At 63.2% G+C, this 24,719-nt stretch carries 24 protein-coding genes; 14 read left to right on the forward strand and 10 right to left on the reverse strand.

Annotated features, from left to right (window positions below):
- Positions 1–385: 385 nt before the first annotated feature.
- Both SB822_RS17370 and SB822_RS17375 read right to left on the reverse strand, forming a co-directional pair.
- Positions 386–919 carry a cytochrome b gene (locus SB822_RS17370; protein ID WP_009769753.1) on the reverse strand — a complete coding sequence of 178 codons (534 nt, stop codon included), beginning with the start codon at positions 917–919 and terminating at the stop codon, positions 386–388.
- Positions 916–1,977: a catalase family peroxidase gene (locus SB822_RS17375; protein ID WP_410855213.1), complete on the reverse strand. Its 1,062-nt coding sequence runs from the start codon at positions 1,975–1,977 to the stop codon at positions 916–918. The genes SB822_RS17370 and SB822_RS17375 overlap by 4 nt, the downstream gene beginning before the upstream one ends.
- A 200-nt stretch (positions 1,978–2,177) precedes the next feature.
- Between SB822_RS17375 and SB822_RS17380 the strand changes: the two genes are divergently transcribed.
- Positions 2,178–3,056, forward strand: coding sequence for a hypothetical protein (locus SB822_RS17380; RefSeq protein ID WP_410855214.1), 879 nt, complete (start codon positions 2,178–2,180; stop codon positions 3,054–3,056).
- A gap of 18 nt (positions 3,057–3,074) precedes the next feature.
- Here SB822_RS17380 and SB822_RS17385 read toward each other — a convergent pair whose 3' ends face one another.
- Complete coding sequence (locus SB822_RS17385; RefSeq protein ID WP_007746948.1) at positions 3,075–3,266, reverse strand: hypothetical protein; 192 nt, start codon at positions 3,264–3,266, stop codon at positions 3,075–3,077.
- 195 nt (positions 3,267–3,461) lie between these two features.
- On the reverse strand, positions 3,462–3,602 hold the full coding sequence (locus SB822_RS17390; RefSeq protein WP_007746946.1) for a hypothetical protein: 141 nt from the start codon (positions 3,600–3,602) through the stop codon (positions 3,462–3,464).
- 179 nt (positions 3,603–3,781) lie between these two features.
- Between SB822_RS17390 and SB822_RS17395 the strand changes: the two genes are divergently transcribed.
- From SB822_RS17395 to SB822_RS17420, 6 genes are all read left to right on the forward strand, one after another.
- Positions 3,782–4,183 (forward strand): thioesterase family protein, encoded by a 402-nt coding sequence (locus SB822_RS17395; protein WP_009769756.1) that lies wholly within the window; start codon positions 3,782–3,784, stop codon positions 4,181–4,183.
- 57 nt (positions 4,184–4,240) lie between these two features.
- Positions 4,241–5,590, forward strand: a complete 1,350-nt coding sequence (locus SB822_RS17400; protein ID WP_410855215.1) for a phenylacetate--CoA ligase family protein — start codon at positions 4,241–4,243, stop codon at positions 5,588–5,590.
- Positions 5,587–6,357: an enoyl-CoA hydratase/isomerase family protein gene (locus SB822_RS17405; protein WP_410855216.1), complete on the forward strand. Its 771-nt coding sequence runs from the start codon at positions 5,587–5,589 to the stop codon at positions 6,355–6,357. Before SB822_RS17400 ends, SB822_RS17405 begins: the two co-directional genes overlap by 4 nt.
- Positions 6,354–7,073, forward strand: a complete 720-nt coding sequence (locus SB822_RS17410) for an HAD family hydrolase (protein WP_410855217.1) — start codon at positions 6,354–6,356, stop codon at positions 7,071–7,073. The genes SB822_RS17405 and SB822_RS17410 overlap by 4 nt, the downstream gene beginning before the upstream one ends.
- A complete protein-coding gene (locus tag SB822_RS17415; protein WP_009769760.1) occupies positions 7,070–8,212 on the forward strand; it encodes a branched-chain amino acid ABC transporter substrate-binding protein in 1,143 nt (380 codons plus the stop codon). The genes SB822_RS17410 and SB822_RS17415 overlap by 4 nt, the downstream gene beginning before the upstream one ends.
- Before the next feature lie 88 nt (positions 8,213–8,300).
- Positions 8,301–10,139, forward strand: a complete 1,839-nt coding sequence (locus tag SB822_RS17420) for a sigma-54 interaction domain-containing protein (protein WP_410855218.1) — start codon at positions 8,301–8,303, stop codon at positions 10,137–10,139.
- 52 nt (positions 10,140–10,191) lie between these two features.
- Here the strand turns inward: SB822_RS17420 and SB822_RS17425 are convergent, their stop codons facing one another.
- Complete coding sequence (locus SB822_RS17425; RefSeq protein WP_009769762.1) at positions 10,192–10,605, reverse strand: winged helix-turn-helix transcriptional regulator; 414 nt, start codon at positions 10,603–10,605, stop codon at positions 10,192–10,194.
- A 199-nt stretch (positions 10,606–10,804) separates the two neighbouring features.
- On the opposite strand from SB822_RS17425, the gene SB822_RS17430 reads away from it, so the two are divergent.
- Positions 10,805–11,812: a zinc-dependent alcohol dehydrogenase family protein gene (locus SB822_RS17430; protein ID WP_079488690.1), complete on the forward strand. Its 1,008-nt coding sequence runs from the start codon at positions 10,805–10,807 to the stop codon at positions 11,810–11,812.
- Positions 11,813–11,878: 66 nt separating this feature from the next.
- Here the strand turns inward: SB822_RS17430 and SB822_RS17435 are convergent, their stop codons facing one another.
- A complete protein-coding gene (locus tag SB822_RS17435; protein ID WP_410855219.1) occupies positions 11,879–12,727 on the reverse strand; it encodes a hypothetical protein in 849 nt (282 codons plus the stop codon).
- Between the two features lie 607 nt (positions 12,728–13,334).
- On the reverse strand, positions 13,335–14,291 hold the full coding sequence (locus SB822_RS17440; RefSeq protein ID WP_410855220.1) for a GlxA family transcriptional regulator: 957 nt from the start codon (positions 14,289–14,291) through the stop codon (positions 13,335–13,337).
- 213 nt (positions 14,292–14,504) lie between these two features.
- Here SB822_RS17440 and SB822_RS17445 point away from each other — a divergent pair, with 213 nt between their 5' ends.
- Positions 14,505–15,491 (forward strand): nitrilase-related carbon-nitrogen hydrolase, encoded by a 987-nt coding sequence (locus SB822_RS17445; protein ID WP_007746926.1) that lies wholly within the window; start codon positions 14,505–14,507, stop codon positions 15,489–15,491.
- Between the two features lie 198 nt (positions 15,492–15,689).
- Positions 15,690–16,232, forward strand: a complete 543-nt coding sequence (locus SB822_RS17450; protein ID WP_009769766.1) for a carbonic anhydrase — start codon at positions 15,690–15,692, stop codon at positions 16,230–16,232.
- 36 nt (positions 16,233–16,268) lie between these two features.
- Here SB822_RS17450 and SB822_RS17455 read toward each other — a convergent pair whose 3' ends face one another.
- From SB822_RS17455 to SB822_RS17465, 3 genes are all read right to left on the reverse strand, one after another.
- Entirely contained in the window at positions 16,269–17,933 is a 1,665-nt protein-coding gene (locus tag SB822_RS17455; RefSeq protein WP_410855221.1) for an ankyrin repeat domain-containing protein, read from the reverse strand.
- A 185-nt stretch (positions 17,934–18,118) separates the two neighbouring features.
- Positions 18,119–18,559: a MarR family winged helix-turn-helix transcriptional regulator gene (locus SB822_RS17460; protein ID WP_007746919.1), complete on the reverse strand. Its 441-nt coding sequence runs from the start codon at positions 18,557–18,559 to the stop codon at positions 18,119–18,121.
- Between the two features lie 20 nt (positions 18,560–18,579).
- Positions 18,580–20,475, reverse strand: coding sequence for an FAD-binding monooxygenase (locus SB822_RS17465; RefSeq protein ID WP_410855222.1), 1,896 nt, complete (start codon positions 20,473–20,475; stop codon positions 18,580–18,582).
- Between the two features lie 328 nt (positions 20,476–20,803).
- On the opposite strand from SB822_RS17465, the gene rbsK reads away from it, so the two are divergent.
- The 4 genes from rbsK (at position 20,804) to SB822_RS17485 (ending at position 24,666) form a co-directional block, all read left to right on the forward strand.
- A complete protein-coding gene (gene rbsK, locus SB822_RS17470) occupies positions 20,804–21,694 on the forward strand; it encodes a ribokinase (protein ID WP_410855223.1) in 891 nt (296 codons plus the stop codon).
- Positions 21,691–22,089, forward strand: a complete 399-nt coding sequence (gene rbsD, locus SB822_RS17475) for a D-ribose pyranase (protein WP_054934814.1) — start codon at positions 21,691–21,693, stop codon at positions 22,087–22,089. The genes rbsK and rbsD overlap by 4 nt, the downstream gene beginning before the upstream one ends.
- A gap of 10 nt (positions 22,090–22,099) precedes the next feature.
- Positions 22,100–23,605: a sugar ABC transporter ATP-binding protein gene (locus tag SB822_RS17480; protein ID WP_410855224.1), complete on the forward strand. Its 1,506-nt coding sequence runs from the start codon at positions 22,100–22,102 to the stop codon at positions 23,603–23,605.
- Positions 23,606–23,709: 104 nt separating this feature from the next.
- Positions 23,710–24,666, forward strand: coding sequence for an ABC transporter permease (locus tag SB822_RS17485; protein ID WP_007746908.1), 957 nt, complete (start codon positions 23,710–23,712; stop codon positions 24,664–24,666).
- The last annotated feature ends 53 nt before the right edge of the window (positions 24,667–24,719 follow it).

Here is a 24,719-nt window from a genome sequence, read left to right on the forward strand (position 1 = left end):
CGCTTTCTTTTGCCTACTTTTCTTTGCGGCGGCAAAGAAAAGTAGGTGCCGCCCCGCACAGGGGCGACGCTTGGAGCGCGAAGGCAAAACGCGGATGCCAGCGAAAAAACGAGCAAACCAACCAGCCGTCGCAGACAAAGCAGGTACCGTCCCGCACAGAGGGCACCGCATGAAGCACGAAGACAAAACGCGGATGCCAGCGCAAAGGCCAAAACACCAACCAGCAACGCCACCCCCTCGACGCAAAATCGCAAACACCGGCGAAGCCAAAAGCAACGACGATCCACGAGGCAGTGATCGCAGTCGTCACGCGGGACGTGCCGGCCTGCACGCTGGCGGGCGGCATGCCGGACCGCAAAAGATCAGAGACATCGAGCCCGACCACTCAGCGCCAGGGCGCCATCGCCTGAAACACGCCATCGCGTCTGACCAGCGCATGAAACAACGCGGCCGCGAAATGCACAAGGATCAACGCAAAGAAGCACAACGCGAGAAACCGGTGCGCGTTCCATAGCAGCGTGTGCAGTTCGTTGCTATGCGGCAGTATCCACGGCAACTGGACGCCGGCCACGATCACGGGATACTCCGCTGCCGACAACATCCCCCAACCAATCAGCGGCAACGCAATCATCAACGCATAGAACGCGAGGTGCGACAGATGAGCGGCGAGCTTCATCGGCTCGGGCATGTCCGGCGGAAGTCGCGGCGCGCCGCGCGTGAGTCGCACCACCAGACGGATCAGCGCGAGCACGAGGATCACAATGCCAAGCGGCTTGTGAACCGAGACCAGCGTCAGATAGTCAGGCCGAATGGTCGACACCATGCCGACGCCGATGAACAGCATCGCCAGAATGCAGATCGCCATGATCCAGTGCAGCGCGCGCTGCAACGGTGTAAAGCGCTGGAGAGTCGGTGTCATGGCTTCGCTCCTTCGGCAGGCGTGTGCGGATAGTACTTGTCTTCGGCAGTCCGGCGATTGAACGAAACGGAATAGGCAGCCGAGCGCGCAGCTGGGAACGGATCGTCGGAAACATGCATGCCCGCCGGCAGGACGGTCGGATCGAAATTGAGGTCGCGGCACGGGCCGTCGGGTTCGGGCTCGATCGCGCTGACCACCAGCGTGCCCGCTTCCACCTTGCGGCGGTCGTCCGGCCAGGCCTTGCTCGGGTCGGCCGTCGGGTCGCCCGGATTGGCGACGGTGACGATCATCGTCCAACGTTGCGGCGCGCTCTGCACGCGTTGCGTGATGTCGGTTTCGAGGAAGTTCGCGGGGCGTTGCTTGAGGACGTCGGGCGACACGGCCTCCGGCTTCGCGGCCGGCACGAACGACCAGCGCACGACCTGGTCCTGTCCCTGGGCATTCGTGAACACGAAGCTGTTGAGACTGTTGTATTGATCCTGCGCGAACGATCCCGTCCATGGCGCCGTCGTCGCCCACGCACCGAACGCGGCGAACTCAGGGTGCGCGGCGATGAACTGCTTCATCGCATCGGGATCGTCCTTTTTCGCCGATGCTTCGAGCAACGCGTAGAACGCTTGCGGTGTCGCGACGGGGAAGAAGGGCGCGTCGATCATCGCCGAGCGCCATTCGGTTCCATCCGGCGCGACCACACGCATGCTCAGGCCGCGAACCCGAACGGTCGGGTCCGGCGCGTTGGGGTCCGGCGTGGCGAGATTGAAGCGTCCCGTCACGCGGGACGAACCCTGCGCGAACATCGGCGCCTTCGACAATGCAGCGGCTGCTCCATTCGATTCGAATGTGCCCGTGAAGCAGATGCCCTTCGCGTGATTGCGCCGGAAACCCAACGCAGGACCGCCCGGCGGCGCGAGCGCGTTGACGATCTTTGGTGGTGTCAGCCGGCCTGGCGTGAGCCAGCCTGCCGTATACGCAAACGCAATGGCCACGACGGCGACGATGATCGAAATCAAGGCCAGTGAGCGGGCAGCGGAAGCTTGTGAACCGGGTCTGTCAACCATGGAAGTCTCGCTCGAGAGTTCTGCTGGCGACAATCTAGCAGCATCATAAAATTTGTGCAGAAGGGGGCGGAGCGCGGGCAGGTCGGCGATAGGTGTCCACGGGGCAACACCGTGTATCTGTCCGCATGTCTACTGTCCCCATTCGAATCCGTCTAGCATGACGGCATGCTCAAACGAGCGCAGCGTGCTGCGTGACCATCATGGATACCATCAAGATCCTGCTACAAACGACCATTCCCCCCGTCGCCGACGACTGGTCGATCGCGCGGTTCAGCCGCCTTGCCGAACTGCTGCGCGACCATCGCGATGCTGAGGGGCGCGCCGTATTCGACGTGGTCGCGAGAGACCGCGAGCAACCCGGAGAGCCGGACCCGGTACTTTCGCGTCTGGATGAAACCGCGTTCGACGAGTTGTGGCTATTTGCCGTCGATAACGGAGACGGCCTGACGCCCGAAGACTGCGCAGGCATTACGCGATTCCGTCAGGCAGGCCGCGGTCTGATGGTGACGAGAGATCACATGGATGTGGGCTGTTCGCTGTGCAGCCTGGGCAAAGTGGGCAAGGCACATCACTTTCATACCCGCAATGTCGATCCCGACCAGTCGCGATGCGTATGCGACGATCCGTTCTCCACGCATATTTCATGGCCCAATTTTCATTCGGGCGCGAATGGAGACTTTCAGGAAGTTGCGGTTGTGGGTGCGACACATCCCGTGCTGAAGAATGCCGACTCGCCGACGGGCGTCATTCGCTACCTGCCGGCTCACCCGCACGAGGGCGCCGTTAATGCGCCCGACGATGCATCAGCCCGCGTGATCGCACGAGGCAACAGCAAGATCACAGGAACGAGCTTCAATCTTGCCGTTGCCTTTGAACCGTCCAGCGACGGCGGGCCCGCTGTCGCGCAAAGCACGTTCCATCATTTTGCCGACTACAACTGGGACGCGCGGCTCGGTTGTCCAAGCTTCGTGGACGAGCCGCCAGGCAACGGGATGCAGACGGAGCAAGCGGCGCTGCAGGACGCGCATCGATATGCGATCAATCTCGCGCTGTGGCTCGCTGGGAAAGCGCCGCATTAATAGACGCAGCGGCGCCCGTCATTCTCGTTTCGTCTTCGGTTGTTCGGGCTTCTGCTGCGGGTCTTTTCCGCGTTGCGTCGGAGCCCTTGTGCAGGCGTCCGGCGGCGTTGCGTACGGCACGTCGTTGCAGCAGCACGCGTACACGGGAAAGCCGTATGCGTTCGTGCGGATGATGGTGGTCGGCCCGTGTAGCGGGCATACCGCGTTCATGGTGCCTCCTCGATTTCATCGGTCGATTGTCTATCGTACTGCCGTTTGCACCGATGTTCACGACGCAATCCGGCTTGTGCGAGCTGTCGTTTCGAATGTACGGCCATCTACCCCTGTTCACCTTGAACAGCGCAAGCATGTACATCACCAGCACGCCTGCGAGAAATCCAGCCACCATCCCGACGATCAACATAGTCATCGCTCATGACCGAGCGCATCCATCGCGGCCCGAACCATGTCGTCGCGCCATTCGCGCTTCGGGTCCGCACGTACGGCCTGCATCGCGGCGATGCCGAGCCCGGAAAACGCGCTCGTCACGCGCACGATACGTTCCATACTGATCTCACCGCGGACCGTTAAGCAGCGCGACGACCGTTTCGATTCGCAACGTAAAGAAACTTTACGGTGCGCCTGCGCGCTCACCTCGCAAATCCCGCAAAGTGCCGCCACACAAGGCTCCGCTCACACTGGCGCAGCCCTTGCATATGAGCCGCACCATACAACCGGAGCTGCCCATGATCGAACCAGGCCAAGCCGCCACGCTCACCCACACTGTCGCTGCCGCCGATCTCGCGTCGGCGCATGCGCACGCGGCTGGGGAGCGGTATCCCGACGTGCTGTCGACGCCTGCATTGCTCACGCTGATCGAGCGCGCGTGTGCCGGGCTCATGCATGACGCGCTGCGCGACGGGCAGCTTTCCGTTGGCGTCACCACGCACCTCAGTCATCTTGCGCCTACGCCGCCCGGCATCGACGTGTCGGCCACCGCGACGTTTCGCGGCGTCGAGGGCGCGCTGTACTGGTTCGACATCGTGGCGGCCGACGCGGGCGGACCGGTCGGCACGGCGAGCCATGCGCGCGCCATCGTCGATCGTGCCGCCATCGAGGCGCGCGCGTCGAAGCGCGGCGCGCGATAAGCGGGCGCTCATCCATCCATTCATTCGCGGCGCGAGCCGCTCACCAAGAGGAATCACATGGACGTGGCCGTTTCTCCCCCGCCGCAAGGCGTCTATTTCGACGCAGCGTTCGAAACCCTTGCCCTGTCCGAGGTGCGCCGTCATCAGGACACGCTGTGGGCGCGCCAATGGCCGTATTTGCGCGCGATGTCGGCGTTCTATCGAAGCAAGCTGTCGCGCTGGATCGAGCGCGAGGACATCACGCTCGACACGCTGCAGGACATGCCCTTCACGGAGAAGGACGAGTTGCGCGTGAGCCAGGAAGGCGCGCCGCCGTATGGGAGCTACGTGGCGTGCGCGGAAAGCGGCATCGCGCGCTTGCATCGGACCTCGGGCACGACGGGCCGCCCGCTGATCCTCGCCAACAGCGTCCGCGATGCGCAGGATATCGCCCGGGTGGGCGCGCGTTCGATGTGGGCAGCGGGCCTGCGCCCCGATGACCGCGTGGTGCACTGCCTCAACTACTGCATGTGGACGGGCGGCTTCACCGATCACACGATCCTCGAAGCGACGGGCGCGACCGTGGTGCCGTTCGGCGTCGGTAGTACACGGCTTCTGATCGACTCCATTCTGAATCTCGGCATCAACGCGATTTCGTGCACGCCGTCGTATCCCGCGCTCATCGAGCAGGTGTTGCGCGAAACGGGCGGACCTTCACCGCGCGAACTCGGATTGAAGCTCGGGCTCTTCGGTGGCGAGGCGGGTCTCGACAATCCCGATCTGCGCGCCGCAATGGAGGACAAGTGGGGCTTCAAGGTGCGCAACGCGAATTTCGGTTTGTCGGAAGTGCTGAGCATTCTGGGCGGACAGACGGACTGGACCAACGATCTGCTGTATCACGCGGCGGACGTGGTGTTCGCGGAAATCATCGATCCCGAAACGCTCCAGCGTTTGCCCGTCGAAGAGGGCGTCACGGGCGAGCTGGTCTGCACGCATCTGCGCAAGCAGTGTCAGCCGCTCGTGCGTTATCGCACGCGCGACGTGGTGACGGTGACGGGCGCCGATCCGGGTCCCGACGGCCGCAGCGCGTGGCGCTTTCGCGTGACGGGCCGCACCGACGACATGTTCAACGTGCGCGGTGTCAATGTGTTTCCGGGCGCGGTGCGGCTTGCCGTCGAGGCGCTGCCGCAGTGGGCATCGGGTCAGTTCCGCATCGTGCTGAAGGGGGACGGGCCGTACGACCGTATCGTGATGAAAGTCGAGGCAGCAAGGGATCTTGCTGCCGAACGCTGGCCGGATGCCGCGGCACGCGTCGAAAGCGCGGTGCGCGAGCGCATTGGCGCGAGCGCGGCGGTGACGATGGTGCCGTTCGAACATTTCCCGCGCACGGAAGGCAAGACGCGCTGGATCGACAAGGAACCCACATGAGCGACGTGATCTTACGCAACGAAGGGCCCGTGGCCGTCGTGACGCTGAACCGGCCGGGGCGCATGAATGCCATCGGCGGCGCATTGCTCGACGATCTGCACGATGCCTTGCACGCATGCAATAACGATCCTGCCTGCCATGTGGTGGTGCTGACGGGCGCGGGCCGCGCGTTCTGCGCGGGCGACGATCTCCAGGAATTCGGCCAGCAGAGCGCGAGCGACGCGAGCATCCGCAGCCATATCGAACGGATTCAGCGGATCACGCGCGATCTCATGCTCGGCGCGAAGCCGGTGGTCGGCGCGGTGCACGGCTATGCGGTTGGCGGCGGGTTCGAGTGGATGCTCAATTGCGATCTCGTGGTGGCGTCGGACGATCTCGTGTGCTTCTTCCCCGAGATGGATTGGGGGCAGTTCGTGACAGGCGGCGTCACGCATCTGTTGCCGCAGGCCATCGGCCACCAGCGCGCGATGGAGCTCTGGCTGCTCGGCGAGCGGCAGAATGCGCAAGCGCTGCTGTCGATGGGTCTCGTCAATCGCGTGGTCCCGCGCGACGCCGTGCTCGACACGGCGCTCGATCTGGCGTCGCGCATCTCGCAGCGTTCGGCGACGTCGGTGGCGCGCCTCAGGCGCCTCGTGAACGCGGAGTTGTCGGGCGCGCTTGGCCGCAGTCTCGAACTCGAAAGCGCCGCGACCATCGACGCGTTTTCGCATCCCGATGCAGCGGAGCGCGTGAAAGCGTTCGCGGCGAGAAAGGAGGGCACGCGATGAATCCGAAAGCGCTGACTTTCGATTATTTTGGCACGCTCGTCGACGTCGATCGCGGCGGCACGGCAGGCATGGCCGAAGTGCTGCGCCGCCTGTCGGTCGAAACGGGCGAAAGCGCGTTCGATGTCTATCTGGACTGGGACATCCGTAACGTGCGTCTTTATCGCGGCCAGGCTTACGCGCGCTACCGCGACGTCGCGCAGCAGGCGCTGGCGGCGTGTCTCGACGCACGCTGGCCCGGCGCGCGCAAAGGCCATGCGATCGACACGCTGACGGACACGTTCCTCGCGCATCTGGTGGAAGCGTCGCCCGCGCACGCGGACGCCGAGCCGTTTCTCGACTGGGCGGCGGCGCGTTATCCGCTGATGCCGATCACCAACATGGATAGCGATCTGTGGCGTCGCACGCGGCTCACGCATTACTTCGAGCATGTGACGACGGCGGAGATGGCGCAGGCGTACAAGCCGTCGCAGGCGATCTTCGCGCTGGCGCTCGATCGCCTCGCGCTCGATGCAGCCGACGTGTTGCACTGTTCGCTCGCCAGCTGGGCGGATATCGACGGGGCGAAGCCGCTCGGGATGGCCGTGGCCTGGATCAACCGCGGCGCGGACACGCTCGGCACGTGGCAGCCGCGTCCGGATTTCGAGTTCGACACGCTGTCGCCCGTACGGGACGTTCTGGAAAGTTTGCCATTCACAGCAACTGGGGAAGCGATATGAAACCGATGAAGACGGCGATGGCGTTCATCGCATGCGCGGCGGCCGTTCTTGGCCTGGCCGGCGGCGCTGCTGCGCAGGAAGTGGTGAAGATCGGCGTCGCGGGCCCGCTCACGGGCAGCGCGGCGCAAAGCGGCAAGGACGACGAGCGGGGCGTGCGCCTCGCCGTCGAGGAGCTGAACGCGAAAACGTTCATGGTCGCGGGCAAGCCGGTTCGCTTCGAGCTGGTTTCGATGGACGATCAGGGCGATCCGAAAGTCGGCGTGAACGTCGCGCAAAAACTCGTCGACGGCGGCGTGGCGGCCGTGATCGGCCATTACAACTCGGGCGTGAGCATTCCGGCCGCGCGCATCTACAACGAGGCGCACGTGGTGATGATGACGGGCGCGTCGTCGAATCCGCAACTCACGCATCTGGGTTTTCCGTATGTGTTTCGCCTCGCCACCAACGACAACGTGATGGGCGGCCGCATGGCGCTCTATTCGGCGAAAGTGCTCGGCGCGCAGCGGGCCGCCGTGATCGACGACCGTACCGCTTACGGCACGGGCGTGGCTGACGTGTTCGTCGAAAGCGCGAAGAAGGCGGGGCTCGAGATCGTCGCGCGCGAGTACAGCACCGACAAGACGACCGACTTCAAGGCCATTCTCACGCAGATCAAATCGCGCAACCCGCAGGTCGTGTTCTACGGCGGCTACTACGCGCAGGCCGCGACGCTCGCGCGGCAGATGGGCGAACTCGGCATCAATGCGACGATCGTCGGCGGCGACGGCATCTGCTCGCCGGAATTCGACAAGCTGTCGGCAGGCGTCGCCGACAAGCGCATGTTCTGTGCGCAGGGCGGCGCGCCACTCGACACGCTACCCGACGGCAAGGCCTTTCGCGCGAGGTTCAGAAGCGCCTTCAACGCCGATGTCGATACCTACGCGCCGGCTTTCTACGCCGCGACGCTCGTCGTCGCCGATGCCATGCAGAAGACGGGCTCGACGAAGCCCGAGGTGTTCGTCAAGGCGTTACGCGATCAGGCGTTCACGAGCATCCTCGGTCCCGTGCGGTTCGATGCGAACGGCGACTGGATCGATGCGCCCGTCACGGTGTACCGGCTCAACGGCGGGTCGCTTACCGCGATTGCGCAGAAGGATTGACGCGCGCTCTGGCGCGTCGGAATGGGCCGGGCAGCGGGATTTTGAACTGGTATAGTCGGAGCCGTTGCCCGACCGCTCGCAGGTAGACATGGCCACTGTCGCGCTCGATCCCGACACCACTGCGCTCGAAAGCGCGCTTGCCTGCAAGCAATGGCGCACCGCGCGCCGGCTCGCCGCGAGTGAGGCGCGGGCCTGCGTGTTCACGCTGGATCGCGCAGGACACCTGCTCGAAGGCATCGAGGAAGTCGCGGATCCGGACGCTGCCAGGCGTGACACGCTCGATGCGTTCTTTGCGCACTGTCCTGCTGCGCGCCTCGCTGCACTCGCCGAAGCGGCAACGTCAATATCGGATGGGCGTTGCGCGACGCTGCCGTTGCAAGGCAGCGCCGCCACGCTTGGGCAGGCGTTCGCGTTGCGTGTCGAAGCGCATGGTCGGCGCGTCTTTCTTGTTGCGCTGCATGCGCAAGATGCCAGCGGCGGGCGCGCCAACTGGTCCGCGAGCTGGATTACGCTGCTCGGCGCGACGCTCGACGTTCTTTTGCAACGCACCTTCGATCTCGCCGCTTACGACACGCTCGTCGAAGAGCAGCGCGCGATCATCGATCATATTGGCGACGGGCTGATGGTGATCGGCCAGGGCCATGTGCTGCGGCACGTCAATTCGGTGGCAGGGCGCATTCTCGGCATCGATCCGAAGACGAGCATCGGCAAGACGCTCAACGAGGTCATCGATTTCGAGCCGATCGTTGGGCCGATCTACCGGACGGGCGTTGGCTACGTGGATCGCGAACTCATCATCGATTCGCCCGCGCGGCATCTGCATCTGCTCGATACGGCCATCCCCATCAAGAATCGCTGCGGCGAAGTAGTGTCCGTCGTCAATACGTTTCGCGAGATGCGCCGCGTGCGCAAGATGGCGGGACGCTACGCAGGCAATCACGCGCGCTTCACGTTCGACAGCGTGGTCGGAACCAGCGCGGGCACGCGGCGCGCGCTCGATGCGGCGAAAAAAGCCGCGCGCGGCTCGTCGAATGTATTGCTCTCCGGCGAGAGCGGTGTCGGCAAGGAAGTCTTTGCGCAGGCGATTCACAATGCCAGTTCGCGTAGCGCCCAGCCGTTCATCGCGATCAATTGCGCGGCCTTGCCGCACGCGCTGATCGAAAGCGAGCTGTTCGGCCATGCGCCTGGCGCGTTCACAGGCGCGGCGCGCGATGGCCGTCCCGGCAAGTTCGAGTCCGCCGACGGCGGCACGGTGTTCCTCGACGAAATATCGGAATTGCCGATCGACGTGCAGGCGAAGCTGCTACGGGTTCTGCAGGAGCGCGAAGTCACGCGCATCGGCGATACGCGCGGCATTCCGGTGGATGTGCGGATCGTTTGCGCCAGTAATCGCGATCTCGCGTCGATGGCGCGGGAGAAGACGTTTCGCGAAGATCTCTATTACCGCTGCAACGTGATCGAGATCGACATTCCGCCGTTGCGCGAGCGGCGCGAGGACATACCCGTGCTGGCGGCGTTTTTTCTCGAACGCTATTGCACGCGCATGCACAAGCCGACGCCCGCGTTGACCGAGCACGCATTGAAGCAACTGGCCGCCTACGACTGGCCGGGCAATGTGCGCGAACTGGAAAATCTCGTCGAGAAGATCGTCAATTTTGATGACGGCGAACGCATCGAGGACGTGTCGTCGTTCCTGCGTGGCGCGACACGCGCGCAACCAGCAGACGATGCCGTACACGTCGCGCATCGGGCGGCGCCTGTCTCGCTGATGGAAGCGGAGCGTCAGGCCATCGAAAACGCGCTGGAGGCGTGCCGCTACAACGTCACGAATTGCGCGAAGCTGCTTGCCGTGTCGAAGCCGGCGCTCTACGCGAAGATGAAGCGGCATGGGATTCGCCTCGAACGCTCGATCCGGCACAAGATTTGAAGCTTGCCGCGACGTGAACAACTCAATGCCTTGACGACGGCATGACGCCCACTCACGCAGCTTGCCCGGCCGCGTTCGCACGACGCCGCCGCGTCGCCGTTGTCTTCGACACTTCCTCGACCGGCGCGACATCGCTCGCCCGCTGCGCCTGATAGGACTCGCCCCATTCCCTGAGACTGATCAGCACCGGCGCAAGCGTCTCGCCGAATGGCGTCAATTCGTATTCGACCTTCGGCGGAACCTGAGGATAAACATGGCGCGCAACGATGCCGTCAGCTTCCAGCTCGCGCAGTTGCAGCGTCAGCATGCGTTGCGTCGTGTTCGGCAGCAGCCGGGTGAGTTCCATGAAGCGCTTCTTTTCATGCATCAGGTGAAACAGGATCACCGGCTTCCACAAACCGCCGATTACCGAAAGCGTCACTTCGACGGCGCAGCCGCTCTTGCTGTCCAGGCGTTTGGGTCGCATGGCGTTCATACCTACATAAATGATAGTACCGGCCATAATTGTACCTTCTTGCGGTAATCGACGTACGATCGGACAATCACGACGTGGTCGCGGCGCTTTCGCGACCTCGCGCGCCGGCCAACGCGCGCGACCGCCTTTTCGACGGCGATGCCGCATCGCGCATCGTCAGTCCGTCAATCGACTATCAGGAGTTGCTTAGATGAAAGCCATTACCTTGCGCCAGCCCGCCGGACTGGACAATCTCGTCCGCGTGGAACTCGCCGATCCCGGCGCGCCGGCGCCCGGCGAAATCCGCGTGCGCATCCGCGCAAGTTCGCTCAACTTCCATGATCTGGGTGTCGTCACGGGACGCATGCACACCGAAGACGGTCGCATTCCGATGTCGGACGGCGCGGGCATCGTCGAAGCGATCGGCGACGGCGTGACGGAATTCGCGGTCGGCGATGCCGTCGTATCGACGTTCTTTCCGTACTGGCTCGACGGCGGCCCGACGCTCGCCGATTTTTCGACGACGCCGGGTGATGGCGTCGACGGCTACGCTCGCGAAAGCGTCGTGCGTCCTGCGCAATGGTTCACGCACGCACCGCGCGCCTACAGCCACGCGGAGGCTGCGACGTTGACCACTGCAGGCCTGACCGCGTGGCGCGCGCTAGTCGTCGATTACGCGCTGAAGGCGGGCGACACCGTGCTCGTTCAGGGCACGGGCGGCGTCTCGATCTTCGCGCTGCAGTTCGCAAAGCAGATGGGCGCGACAGTGATCGCGACGTCGTCATCCGACGAGAAACTGGCGAAGGCAAGCGCGCTCGGCGCCGATCACCTGATCAACTACAAGCGCGATACCGACTGGGCCGCGAAGGTACTTGAGATCACGAACGGTCGCGGCGTCGACAACGTGGTCGAAGTGGGCGGTCCGGACACGCTGGGACAGTCGATCCGGGCTTGCCGGATCGGTGGTCACATTGCGTTGATCGGCGTGTTGACGGGACTGGCCGGGCAGGTGCCGACGGCTGAACTGATGCGTCGTCAGCAGAAGCTGCAGGGGCTGATTGTCGGCAGCCGGAGGCATCAGATCGACATGATCCGCGCGATCGACGCGAACGGTATCAAGCCGGTGATCGACAGCACGTTTGCGCTCGACGAGATTGCCGACGCGTTCCGCCATCAGGCGGCGGGCAAGCATTTCGGCAAGGTTTGTCTGGCGGTCTGAAGCGGGCGGCGGTAGCGATCGGGCGCCGCGGGCGATCTTCTCCTTTCAGGTGAAGATCGTCACAGGTCAGTAGTAAAGCCAGCGTCCATACTCCGGCGACCAGTACCAGCGGCCAGCAGCCGGCGCCGGCTGGTATTCGCCCGCCCAGGCAGCGGGTGGCGCGTAGTAGGCGTACGGGCGGGCGGCCACGCTGGTTGGCCGCTGCACGTAGCCATAGGCTTGCGGCGGAGGCTGCATCGCTACGGGCGGCGGCGCGTACTGCGGTCGCGGTCGCACGTACTGCGGCCCGGTCGTGTAGACCTGTGCTGTCCGTGGCATGACAGCGTCGTCGCCTTCGTCATCAGCGAACTCTTCGGGCGGCATTGCATTCTGTTGTTGCACGCGTCCCGTAGACCGCACGATGCCGGCATTTCTCGGCGGAGTGCTCGAGCGTTGCACCGGTTGCGGGTTCTGCAGTGAGTCGGTATCCGTCCAGGCGTCGGTTGTCGCGACTGGAGAGCGACGGGCAACCGGCTTTGTTGGCGCGATGCGAGTGCCGCTGGATGCGGAAGTTGGTGTGCCTGGCTGTTCCCCAAGCGGCTTCGACGTGATGGGCACCTCTTGCACGGTCTCGATATCGCTTGCGTCGCTGTAAACGTGCTTGATGTCGAGGATAGGTTTGCGAGGAGCCTCAATCGTTGATTTCTGCGCCCGCACTTCGGTTGCGGGTGGCGTCGTGGCGGCAGTGCCCTTTGCCGCCGCTGCGCGCGTGAGTTCCTCTTTCGCTGCCTTGTAGCCGCGATCGTAGGCCGCCTTCACTTCCCGGTCCTGGGCCTCGGCATCGTCGGCCGCGTTGTACGCGTGGGATGATGCCGAAAACAGGCAACCTGTGGCGAGAAACGCGCCGGCCAAAGTCTGCCTCAAGCGTGCGTCCATGAGGCCTCCCTTTATGGTTATTGATGGGCAATCGTACAACGTCTCCGGCGACAAAAGAACGCTAGCGATGCCATTGCGTGCGCTTCCCAACTGAACCTTCAATCGCATGCGTTTGCAACGAAACATGACGCGGCGACATGCGTCCGTTGCGTGCGGTCTCATGCCATGCGGGATGAATACCACACGTAACGTCAGCGCAGCGTCGCTATGGAAGCAGAAGCTATGGCTTGCTCCACACCAGCCTCCAGCACATCAGAAAGGTACCCTTAGCGTCCCTTGAAACCGCTCCTTCGGCCGTACACGCGGAGCCGGGAAGCGCGGGGCCGAATTGGGCGACCTCTCTATCGGCGTCGGCGAGTGCATCGGCGGGCACTCGTCCCCAGATGGACAGACTGGCCAGTACGCCGGCACAGCCGACCAACATAATCAGCGTACGTTTCAATCGGGCAGGGCGGCTGGCAATAAGGTCGATTCGCATTGGGAGGGCTCGTCTGGCAGGGGCTTATGAGCGCTCTTATCGGCATCGGCTGCCAAAAGAATAGATCCCGGTTCAAGTATTTTTTTCGGGCCAGATTGTCGGAGATCGTGAAGCGGGCGTCTGAACGTTTCAGGCGCCAGCAACGGGTTCCCGTCGAGCGTTCCGGCGCAGCATATCGGCGGGCACACCGAACGTTCGGACAAACGCGCGGCGCATGCGCTCCCGATCCGCAAAACCCGTTTCCTGCGCCACGACGTTGATCGTGTGCCGGCCCTGTTCGATCATGAATCGGGCTGCTTCGAGCCGTAGCTGCTCCACGGCCTTGGCGGGCGACTGACCGGTCTCGGCTACGAACGCGCGGCTGAACTGGCGAGGGCTGAGGTTGGCCACCGCGGCAAGCTCCTCGACCGTCAGCGGATTGCGCAGGTTACGGCGGATATGCGCCAGCACCAGTTCGATCCGATCGGACTTTGGCGTCATGTCGAGAAGGGCGGAATGTTGCATCTGGCCACCCAGCCGACGCTGATTCATGACCAGAAGCCTCGCGACCATTTTCGCGGCATCGGGACCGAGGTCGTTATCGATCAACGCCAGAACGAGATCGATACCGGCCGTCATGCCGGCCGAGGACCAGATGGGACCGTCATTGACGAAAATCCGGTCTTCTTCCGTGATGACTTCCGGGAAGCGGGCCCTGAATTCAGACGCATGGGCCCAATGCATGGTGGCGCGTCGGCCATTCAACAGTCCGGCCTCGGCGAGTACGAATGCACCGCTGCAGATCGAGGCAATCCGTCTCGATGCTTTGGCTGCCTCCTGAACGAACGCGATCACAGCGGCATCGGAGGACGGCATTTTCATTTCGGTGATCGAACCCACGATAACCGTATCGAAAGCCGGATCGCCGAACGCCTCGGTTTCCAGTGTCATGCCGCCCGAAGAACGGACAGGACCGCCATGTGCAGACAGCACATGGACGTCGTAGCACGGACCCGCCGGCGGCATGTTCGCGATCTCGAACGCTGTTAGGGCCGCAAGACTCATCATCTGAAATCGTTGCGGCACGATAAACCCAATCCGATGCATGTTTATTCCTGAGGTCCGGCTCGCGCACGTAACCGTAAATTCACGTCATTCCACGGGTCACATTCGCTGATTCCTTCTCGATCCGGCGACCCTCGTACGCCCGGGCGACGCACGTCATGAATGGTGGCAACAACGACATAGATCGTAAAGGGCAGAGGCGATAACGTACAAGCACTTCATCATCTGTCTCGCACCAGCGAAAGGAACACCATCATGTCGAAGATCATCCGGGCCGCAGCCGTTCAGATCGCGCCCGTTCTCTACAGCCGGGAAGGCACCGTCGATAAGGTCGTCAAGAAAATTCTGGAACTCGGCAAGCAGGGCGTCCAGTTTGCGACCTTCCCTGAGACTGTCGTTCCGTACTATCCGTACTTCTCGTTCGTCGAATCTCCGTTTGCGATGGGAGCCGAGCATTACAAGCTTCTCGATCAGGCAGTGGTCGTGCCGTCCGAGACGACGCGTGCAATTGGCGAAGCGGCGCGTCAGGCGAAAATGGTGGTGTCGATCGGCGTCAACGAACGCGATGGCGGCACGCTCTACAACACGCAACTGCTGTTCGATGCCGACGGCACACTCGTGCAACGCCGCCGCAAGCTCTCGCCGACCTATCACGAGCGTATGGTCTGGGGAATGGGCGACGGTTCAGGTTTGCGCGCGATCGATACCGCCGTGGGCCGCGTCGGTCAGCTCGCCTGCTGGGAGCACTACAACCCGCTAGCGCGCTATGCGCTGATGGCCGATGGCGAGGAAATCCATTCGGCGATGTATCCGGGCTCGTTCGCTGGCGATCTGTTCTCCGAGCAGATCTCGGTCAACATCCGCCAGCATGCGCTGGAGGCGGGCGCCTTCGTTGTCAACGCGACAGCGTGGCTGACTCCCGAACAACAGCAGCAGATTCTGAAAGATACCAATACCACCCAGGTGGGCCCGATCTCGAGCGGCTGTTTCACTGCAATCGTTTCGCCCGACGGTGAATACATGGGCGGAGCGCCGCTGCGCGAAGGAGAGGGCGAGATCATTGCAGACCTCGATTTCTGGCAGATCGACAAGCGCAAACGCTTGATGGATTCGCGTGGCCATTACAGCCGTCCGGACGTGCTCGGGCTGGTGATCGACCGCACGCCGAAGACTCACGTCATCGAGCGCTCGCTGCGTGCGCCAGGCGAAGAGCCCGTCAGGGATCTCGAAGTACTCGCCTGAACGGCGTATCCACACGCTCGATACCGCCATCCTCGTCGATTCGTTCACGTTCGTTCCGGGCTGCATTCCGTTCCTCGGCCGGACGCTGAACATCCTCGCGTTACAAGCGGTGCTTCGAGCCGAGGCTTGTGAGGTCGTGCGCGCACGATGCGCGCAATTCGACCGCTCGAATTTGCCCATTATCAAGGAGTAGCAGAAATGAACTTCAATGATGTCATGCTGGAGCGCAACGCCAGGTTCGCCGAGACCGAGTTCGCGCCTGAACTCAAGATGCTCCCGTCGACGGGAACGGTTGTCGTCGGCTGTGTCGATCCGCGCGTCGATCCCGTGAACGTGCTGGGGTTGAAGCAAGGTGAAGCGGCCGTGATCCGGAACGTCGGCGGGCGCATCAACAAATCGTTGCTCGAAACGCTGGCGGTGTTGAGCGTCGTCGCGGCATCGGCGGGACGCCCGGATGGTGCGCGCAATCTCGTGCTGCTCCAGCACACCGATTGCGGGATCATCGGCTGTCACCGGCATGCGCCCGCATTGCTCGCCCGGCATCTCGATGTCGAGACGGATGCGCTCGATGATCTCGCGATCACCGAGCCCTACAAGGCGGTCGCGCTCGATGTCGCAGCGCTCAAGGCAAACAAGGCGCTGCCCGATGGCATGGTGGTGTCGGGTCTTGTCTACGACGTCAAAACCGGCAAGATCGAAACCGTCGTCCCGCCGGCACCGTTGCGGGCGCCCGCCGCTTGACGGAGGCGCATCGGCCATCGCGCACGGCAGGTGCGGTCAATCCGGTTTCGAAGTCGCGCGATCGTCTGGCAGCAACGCTTGCGCGACGCCTTCCGAAAACCGCATTGACCGGCCCTCGATCAGCAGTCGTTCCGCATCCGCTGGATCACGCTCTATGTCAGGCAATCCGTGCGCGACGAGCGCGCGAGCGCAGCCGATCCAGTCGCCGTGTTCAACCCCGGCAGGTTCATTAATCGAAGCCCACGACAACGTGCCCAGCACGTCAGCACCGAAGCCATGTGTCTCTCGCCAACTTGCTCCATGCGCAAGCAGGAACGCGGTCAATTCGGCATCGCCGCGAAGCACCGCATGGTTCAACGCCGTCGCGTCCCAATCCCCGCCGCGCGCAGCAATTGGCCAGCCTAGTTCGACCATGACCTTGATCGCGTCGCCCGATCCCCACGCGGCTGTATCCGGCAATAGCCGCAACTGATCCTCCGGCAGAGCACGAGGAAGATCAGGACGCCATGCCTGGATGCGACGCGCCTCGCCGGCATCGGCGCGTGCACAGGCCGCCACGAACTCGTCCTCGGCGCTGAGTGTGTCGTTTGCCCCGGCGGCGCGCAACAGGTCCGCGACCTCGCGCAGTCCTGTTTGCATCGCCAGTCGCCAGGCGCTGACGCCACCGGGCGTGCGCGCCTGCGGATCGGCACCGGCGGCGAGGAGGGCGGCGATATGACGGGCCGATCGACGCACGGCGATGGCGCGCAGCAGCGGCGGTCCCCACGTCGTCGTCGGACCTGCTTCAACGGGTTCATTCGGATCGCCGCCGTGTGCCAGCAGCAGTTCCAGTGCAACAGGGTTCGGCATGTCGAGCGCCCGACGCAGCGCATTCGTTCCGCCGACGCGAGCGCCATGCTGCAGCAACACGCGCGTGCAAGCAGGCTCCTCCAGCGAGTGATAGAGCGATTCGCCGTCGTTGGGATTCGCACCTGCGGTGAGGAGCATCTCCGTCAGGACGGCATCGCGGTTGACGCCCGCTGCGCCGTAGAGCGCAGACAGCGGTTCCGACTCGTGGGGCGACGCCAGTGAAGCGGGGGGATACCGGTTGCCGATACGCTGATTGGGATTGGCGCCGGCTTGAAGCAGAAACCGCGCGCAATCACGCAGCCGTTCAGCGAACTGCGGCAACTGTCCGAGGCGCGAATGCGTCACGGCAACGAGCGGCGGAAGATTCAGCGGTCCGTCCGCCCGATTGATCCAGTCTGGATCGGCTGAGACTGCACGGGCTATCACGTCGAGCTGTCCCGCAGCGCACGCCACCGACACATCCGACGAAGGCAAGCCGGGATGGTCGCGCAATACCTGCGCAGCAACGCGCGGCCTTGCGGCGTCGTGGCTGCCAACGACGTCGCCGCCGTAAGCAAGGCCAAGCCAGTGTCGAATCAAATCCTGCTGTTCGCGCTGCACGGCACGGCTTTCGACATACAGGCGAAGCTCTGCCCATGAAGCGAAGCCGTACTCGCGCGCGATACAGGACTGCGCATCGTGCAGACGCAAGCCGAGTGCGATGACGTCGTCAGGCGTTCGCTGCGTGGCAGCAGGAAGGTTGTCGATGAAGCGCGAAATAGCCGTTGCATCGCCATCGCGATAGAGGCGGAGCAGTTCTTTCGCCTGCTTCTTCAGATAGTCGAGATTGGCCCTGGAAGGCAGAGTCTTCATTGCGGATCCTCGTGCATTGGAGGCTGTCGGTCCGCAACACCGCCTGCACAAAGGATGGTGAGATAACGCATTGGCTATCGCAGGTGAGTTCAACTCTTTCCGCGGACCCGGAAGCGGCCTGTACCGCTGACGAGATGCTAGGAGAAGACGGGCGGTGCCGTCAACTCCCACGCAGATGCACGGACCTATTCCTGCGGCGGCAACAGCGCCAGAAGCAGTCGCCGCAACTCCAGACATTCCCGCTGCGTCAGCCGCGCCGTGAGAATGCGCTCGACTTCCTCGACACGCGGACGCAAGGTCGCAAGCTGCTTCTTGCCGTCCGCGGTGAGGAACAGCACATAACTGCGCTTGTCGACGGGATCGTCGGACCGTTCGATCAGGCCGTTGCGAACCATGCGCGCGACGAGATCGGCGATGGTCGATCGGTCCACGTCGAGTTCATCGCCGAGTTGCCGCTGATTGACGCCGGGTGTTTTATGCAAGATCTCGAGCGCCGCATACTGGACGCTCGTGACCTCGGCGGAGACTTCGCTGAGCCATACCGCTACGTGGCGCTGCTGGGCGCGGCGCACGAGACTGCCCGTAAATTTCGAGAGCGCTTCGGGGTTGTCGTGTCTGGTCGGCAATTTCGCAGTTTCGGAACGGGTTAGCGCATGCGGAGTATCGGCCGGAAAAAGGCCTTCAGTTCCGCATATGCATCGAGTGGAAGAACATGCGCGACGTATTGATCCGGACGGACCACGACGAGCGCGCCCCGTTCGCGATCGATGCCGCGCGCGTCGAAGATATCAGTCGCTGCGTCGCTCGTAAATGTTTTCTCGTAGTCGATGAGGCCGTAGCGTCCCTTGCGCGGTAGCAACAGGGCGGGCAGGTCGTCGAGACGCACTTCGCGATGCGGCTGCTGCAGCACCGCGCGCAGATCGAACACGCTATCCACATCGGCATCCTCTGGCGTGGTGAGCCGCAAGACAGAATCGGACGATGTAGCGAGATGCTCGCACAGTGCATCGAGCGCAGTCCGTTTCGCATCCGCGAACGCGTACAGGCGCCAGCGGCCGTCAGCGGATGCCGCGTGTCCGAGATGGACGGGCTTCGCATCGGCGAGACGAACGACGGGCGATGAATGAAAACGCGTGCCGATCGCGAAGCCCTTGGCGAGCGTCTGATGCGCCGCTTCGCCCGTCAGCACACCCGGCCGGTAATGCGTCGCGACGCCCGCCGTATATCGGCCCGCGCGAACAAAATAGGCTTGCAGTTCAGCCGGATCGACGCCGCCTGCCTCGGGCCGGTTGGGATCTTTCGGCGGAGCGGCCATCATCGCCGACCATTCCTTGTCGAAGTCGATCAACTCCTGCGCGATCGGCTGACGCTCGTCGGAATACGTACGCAACAGATCGGCGCCGCTGCGTCCCTGCAGCACCGCGCCGAGTTTCCAGCCGAGATTGAAGCCGTCCTGCATCGACACGTTCATGCCCTGGCCGGCCTTCGCGCTATGCGTATGACAGGCATCGCCTGCGATGAACACACGCGGGTCGCGAGACGTGCCGTCGGCGGCGAGGGCGTCGTCGAAGCGATCGGTCAGGCGCTGTCCCACTTCATACACGGAGAACCACGCGACTTCCTTTGCATCGAGTGTATAGGGGTGCAGGATGTGCTGAGCCGTCTCGATGATGTGATCGACCGTGGTCTGTTTGAGGCTGTCGCGATTCTCGGGCGTGACCTCGCCTAGATCGACGTAGAAGCGCACCAGGTATCCGCCTTCGCGCGGAATGATGAGCAAGTTGCCCTTGCTCGCGGACTGAATGGCGACTTTCAGGCGGATGTCCGGAAAGTCCGTGACGGCGAGCGCGTCCATCACGCCCCACGCATGATTGGCGGCATCGCCGCGCAGGGTTTGTCCGATGGCCGTACGCACGCGGCTGCGGGAGCCGTCGCAACCGACGACATAGCGCGCACGCACAGTGATTTCCTCATCCAGCCTTGCTTCATCCATACGGCGCAACTTCACGCGCACGGGGTATTCGCCGGTATCGTCGCGTTGCACGTCGACCACTTCCAGATCGTAGTCCGGTTCGAGCCGTTGCGCGGAGCGACGCATCACATCGAGCAGATAGTCCTGCACGCGAGCCTGATTGACGATCACATGCGGAAACTCCGACATGCCTGTTTCGGTATCCTGAACACGACCGGTACGCTTGATGGCGCCACGGTCCTGTGCATCGGGGCGCCAGAACGCGGTTTCGTTGACCCAATATGCTTCACGCTGCAAGCGGTCGCTGAGGCCGAACGCATTGAACATCTCGACAGTCCGGCACGCGACTCCGTCTGCCTGTCCCATCTGCAACGGTCCTGAGCGCCGCTCGACGATGCGTGTGCGGACGGTCGGGAATTGCGACAGTTGTGCTGCCAGCACGAGTCCCGCAGGACCGCTTCCGACGATCAACACGTCGACCGTGTCGGGCATCTCGACGCGAGGCGCATTGTCGGCAGCCGGCTCGATGGTCGGATCGCCGACGCGGAAACCGTTGAGATGAAATTGCATGGTGTCTTCCTCCAGGGTGTGCGTGTCATCGTGATACTGAATATACTCCGTACACCAATCATTTCAAAGCACTTCGTGTGGTGGTGGATGTTTACCCTGGCCTGAGGATTTCGAGCGCCTGGCTCTGTCCGCATCCGAAAAAGCAGCCTATATCCAGCACACGGACGCCGCAGCGCAGCCCCCGACGCCATATCCGGTAAAACCCTAAGTCCTATTCCGCGCGACCGCCGACTCTGCTATAAATTGCGCTCCGTAGCTGATGACGTTTTAGCACGGCGATTTCTTGCAAGATTGGCAAGGTTCAGCGGGACCGTTTGAAAGGAATGGCATGGCGCGCGTAGTTGTGGTGGGCAGCATCAACATGGATATGGTGGTCGTCACCGACACGTTTCCCCGTCTGGGCGAGACACTGTTCGGCACGGGCTTCTCGACGAGCCCTGGCGGCAAAGGCGCGAATCAGGCCGTCGCGGCGGCTCGACTGGGCGCGCAGGTGACGATGGTTGGCCGGGTAGGCGCCGACGCCTTCGGTGAAGACATGAAGGCGACGCTCGTGCGTGAAGGCGTGGACGTGCGTTACGTCACCACCGCGAGCAAGGCAACAGGTATCGCATCGATCACGCTGACGGGCGGCGATAACGCGATCGTCGTCGTGCCGGGCGCCAACTCTGAGCTTTCGCCCGAAGATATCGACCGTGCCGCCGATGCATTCGAGCAGGCCGATGTCGTGCTGGCCCAACTCGAGGTGCCGTACGCGACCGTTCTGCATGCGGCGCGCCGCGCCCGCGCACTCAACAAGCCGTTCTTTCTGAATCCGGCTCCCGCCGTCGCGCTGAGCGACGAACTGCTGGATCTCGTCACGCTGCTGACGCCCAACCAGCATGAACTCGCGACCGCTTTGCACACGAGTGAAGAGCAGTGGGCCGACGAACTCGCGCGGCGCCCTGGCCAGATCGCGATGACTCGTGGTGAGGACGGCGTGTGTTACGCCGACACGGACGGCAAGCTCGTGCACCAATCCGGCTTCGCGGTGAAAGCGGTCGATACGACGGGCGCCGGCGACACGTTCAACGGCGCACTCGCGGCCTTCTGGAGCCTCGGGATCGACGAGGCAGTACGCCGCGCCAATGCTGCGGCAGCACTGTCTGTCACGCGCGCAGGCGCGCAAGGCGGCATGCCGACGCTCGCCGAACTGGACACATTTCTCGAAGCTCGATCATGAAAAAGCTCGGACATCTGAATCGCGACATCGCGCGCGTGCTGGCATCGATGGGCCACACCGACAGCCTCGTGATTGCCGACTGCGGCCTGCCGATTCCCGAAGGCGTCGAGTGCATCGACGTATCGCTGGCGCTCAACGTGCCGGGCTTTTTCGACGTGCTCGACAGTGTGCTCGCCGACTTCAAGGTCGAACGCGCGGTGTTTGCGAGCGAGAGCGCCGAACACAACGCCGCTGTCGTGGAACGCATCGCACAGATGGCGTCCAGCAAGATCGAAGTCGAACAGGTGCCGCACGAGGCGTTCAAGCAGCGCTCGCGCGAGGCGAAAGCCATCATCCGCACGGGCGAGTGCAGTCCTTACGCGAATGTGATTTTGCATTCCGGCGTCATCTTCTGAGAGGCACACCATGGAAGTGTTGATGCAGGGCATCGGCAAGGCCTTCGGACCGGTACGCGTGCTCGAGGGCGTCGATTTTCACATCAGTGCGGGCGAGATCCACGCGCTGATGGGTGAAAACGGCGCCGGCAAATCGACGCTAATGAAGATTCTGTGCGGGGTCCATCAGGCTGACGCAGGCAAGATCCTGATAGATGGCCGCGCCGCGCAGATTCGCAACACGGTCGAGGCCGAACACGCCGGCATCGCGATCATCCACCAGGAACTGAACCTCATCCCGCAACTGACGGTGATGGAGAACCTCTTCCTGGGCCGCGAACCGAGCCGGTTCGGGATCGTCGACAACGCGAAGATGCGTCGCGAGGCACGCAAGTGGCTCGACATGGTTGGCGCGCGCGACATCGACCCTCAGACGGAAGCGGGCGAACTGTCCATCGGCCGCCAGCAACTGGTCGAAATCGCAAAGGCGCTTTCACTGGACGCGCGCGTCGTCGTGATGGACGAGCCGACGGCCGCGCTCACCAATCGCGAGATCGACACACTGTTCGAGATCATGCTGTCGCTGAAGGCTCGCGGCGTTGCAATCGTCTATGTCTCGCACCGGATGGAAGAGATCTTCCGGATCTGCGACAAGATCAGCGTCTTGCGCGATGGTCACTTCGTCGGCGAACGCGCGATCCGGGACACGAGTTTCGACGAGATCGTCAGGCTGATGGTCGGCCGCGAACTCGGCGAGCGTTTCCCGAAGCGGCAGCACAAGCCCGGCGCGGTCCGCTTGCAGGTCAAAGGTCTCGCGGATCACGGCAACATCTCTAACGTTTCGTTCGATGTACGTGCGGGCGAAGTGCTCGGCATCGCCGGATTGATGGGGGCGGGGCGCAGCGAAATTCTCAGAACGCTGTTTGGCGCCAATCGGAAGACAGCGGGAACTGTCACGCTCGATGGCAAGCCGCTCGAAGTGCGCGATGCGTCCAGCGCCATCGCGGCGGGCATCGGCTTCGTCACGGAAGACCGCAAGGGCCAGGGGCTCGTGCTGGGTATGTCCGTGCGCGAGAACGCGACGCTCGTCCATCTCGATAGCTATGCAAGGCTTGGCTTCGTCGACAGCAAGGCCGAGCGCCAGGCGGCGGATGGTTTGATCGAGCAGTTGCGCGTGCGCACGCGGGATGCGGAGCTGGACGTGAAGTCGCTGTCGGGCGGCAATCAGCAGAAGGTGGTCTTCGCGAAGTGGCTTGCGCGACCGCCCAAGGTGCTGCTGCTGGACGAACCGACGCGCGGCGTCGACGTGGGCGGCAAGGCCGAAATCTACACGATCATCAATCAGCTGGCGGAGCGCGGCGTCGCAATCGTCATGGTGTCGTCGGAGCTTCCCGAGGTCCTTGCGATGAGCGACCGGATCCTCGTCATGCATCAGGGCCGCCAGAGTGGCCTGTTCGATGCAGAGGGCGCAACGCAGGAACGCATCATGACGGCAGCGGCGGGCGGCAATGCGACGCCTGTTTCGGTTGCTGCATAGACACCACACAACCTGATTCATGACGGCAGCGCGATTGGCAGCGCGCCGTGCATCCCAATTGAACGGTCCTGTCGCAAGCGAAGGGACACAACGCGAGACACATCATGGCGCAACTGAGTATCACACCGACCAACCGCGCGACGCTCCAGAAGCTTGGGCCGTTTATTGCCCTGCTTGTCATTGCGGTGGGACTCTCTATCGTCAGTCACAATTTTCTGACCGTCGACAATCTGCTGAACGTGATGCGTCAGGCGTCGATCAATGCGCTGATCGCATTCGGGATGACGCTGGTGATTCTGCTGGGCGGGATTGACCTCTCTGCGGGCTCAGTGCTGGCGCTGTCGTCCGTCATCATCGCGAGCCTCCTGACGTCGGGTATGCCTGCAGGTCTTGCGACGCTCGCCGGACTCGTTGCAGGCGGCCTGATGGGCCTCGTAAACGGGCTCGTGATCAGCAAAGGCAAAGTCGCGCCGTTTATCGCGACGCTTGGGTCGATGACGGTATTGCGGGGACTGGCATTGGTCCTGTCGAACGGAAGTCCGCTGAGCAGCTTCAACAGTGACTTCTTTTCGCTGCTCGGCGGCGGCTACATCGCACGCCTCGTACCGATCCCCGTCGTGCTGATGCTGGTCATGTTCGCGATCTTCTGGGTGCTGCTGCGCAAGACCGTGTTCGGCCGCCACATCTATGCGACGGGCGGCAACGCTGAATCGGCAAAGCTCTCGGGCGTGAAGGTCGATCGCATTCAGCTCTATGTGTACACGATCTCGGGCGTCATGGCCGCGCTCGCGGGCGTCGTGCTGACTTCCCGTCTGAACTCCGCACAGCCGACGGCGGGCACAGGCTATGAACTCGACGCCATCGCCGCCGTCGTGCTCGGTGGAACGAGTCTGACGGGCGGACGCGGCTGGATTTTCGGCACGCTCGTTGGCGCATTGCTAATCGGCGTTCTGAACAACGGCCTGAATCTGCTCGACGTGTCGTCTTTCTATCAGCAGGTCATCAAGGGCGGCGTGATCCTGCTCGCCGTGCTGATCGATCGCGGCAACAAGAAGGCGTGACGCAGGTTGACGAGGGAAGGGCGTAGCCCCTTTCCACAGAGCTTTATCTGCTT

This window comes from Paraburkholderia sp. SIMBA_054, from assembly GCF_046534875.1.
GTDB classification, from domain to species: domain Bacteria; phylum Pseudomonadota; class Gammaproteobacteria; order Burkholderiales; family Burkholderiaceae; genus Paraburkholderia; species Paraburkholderia hospita.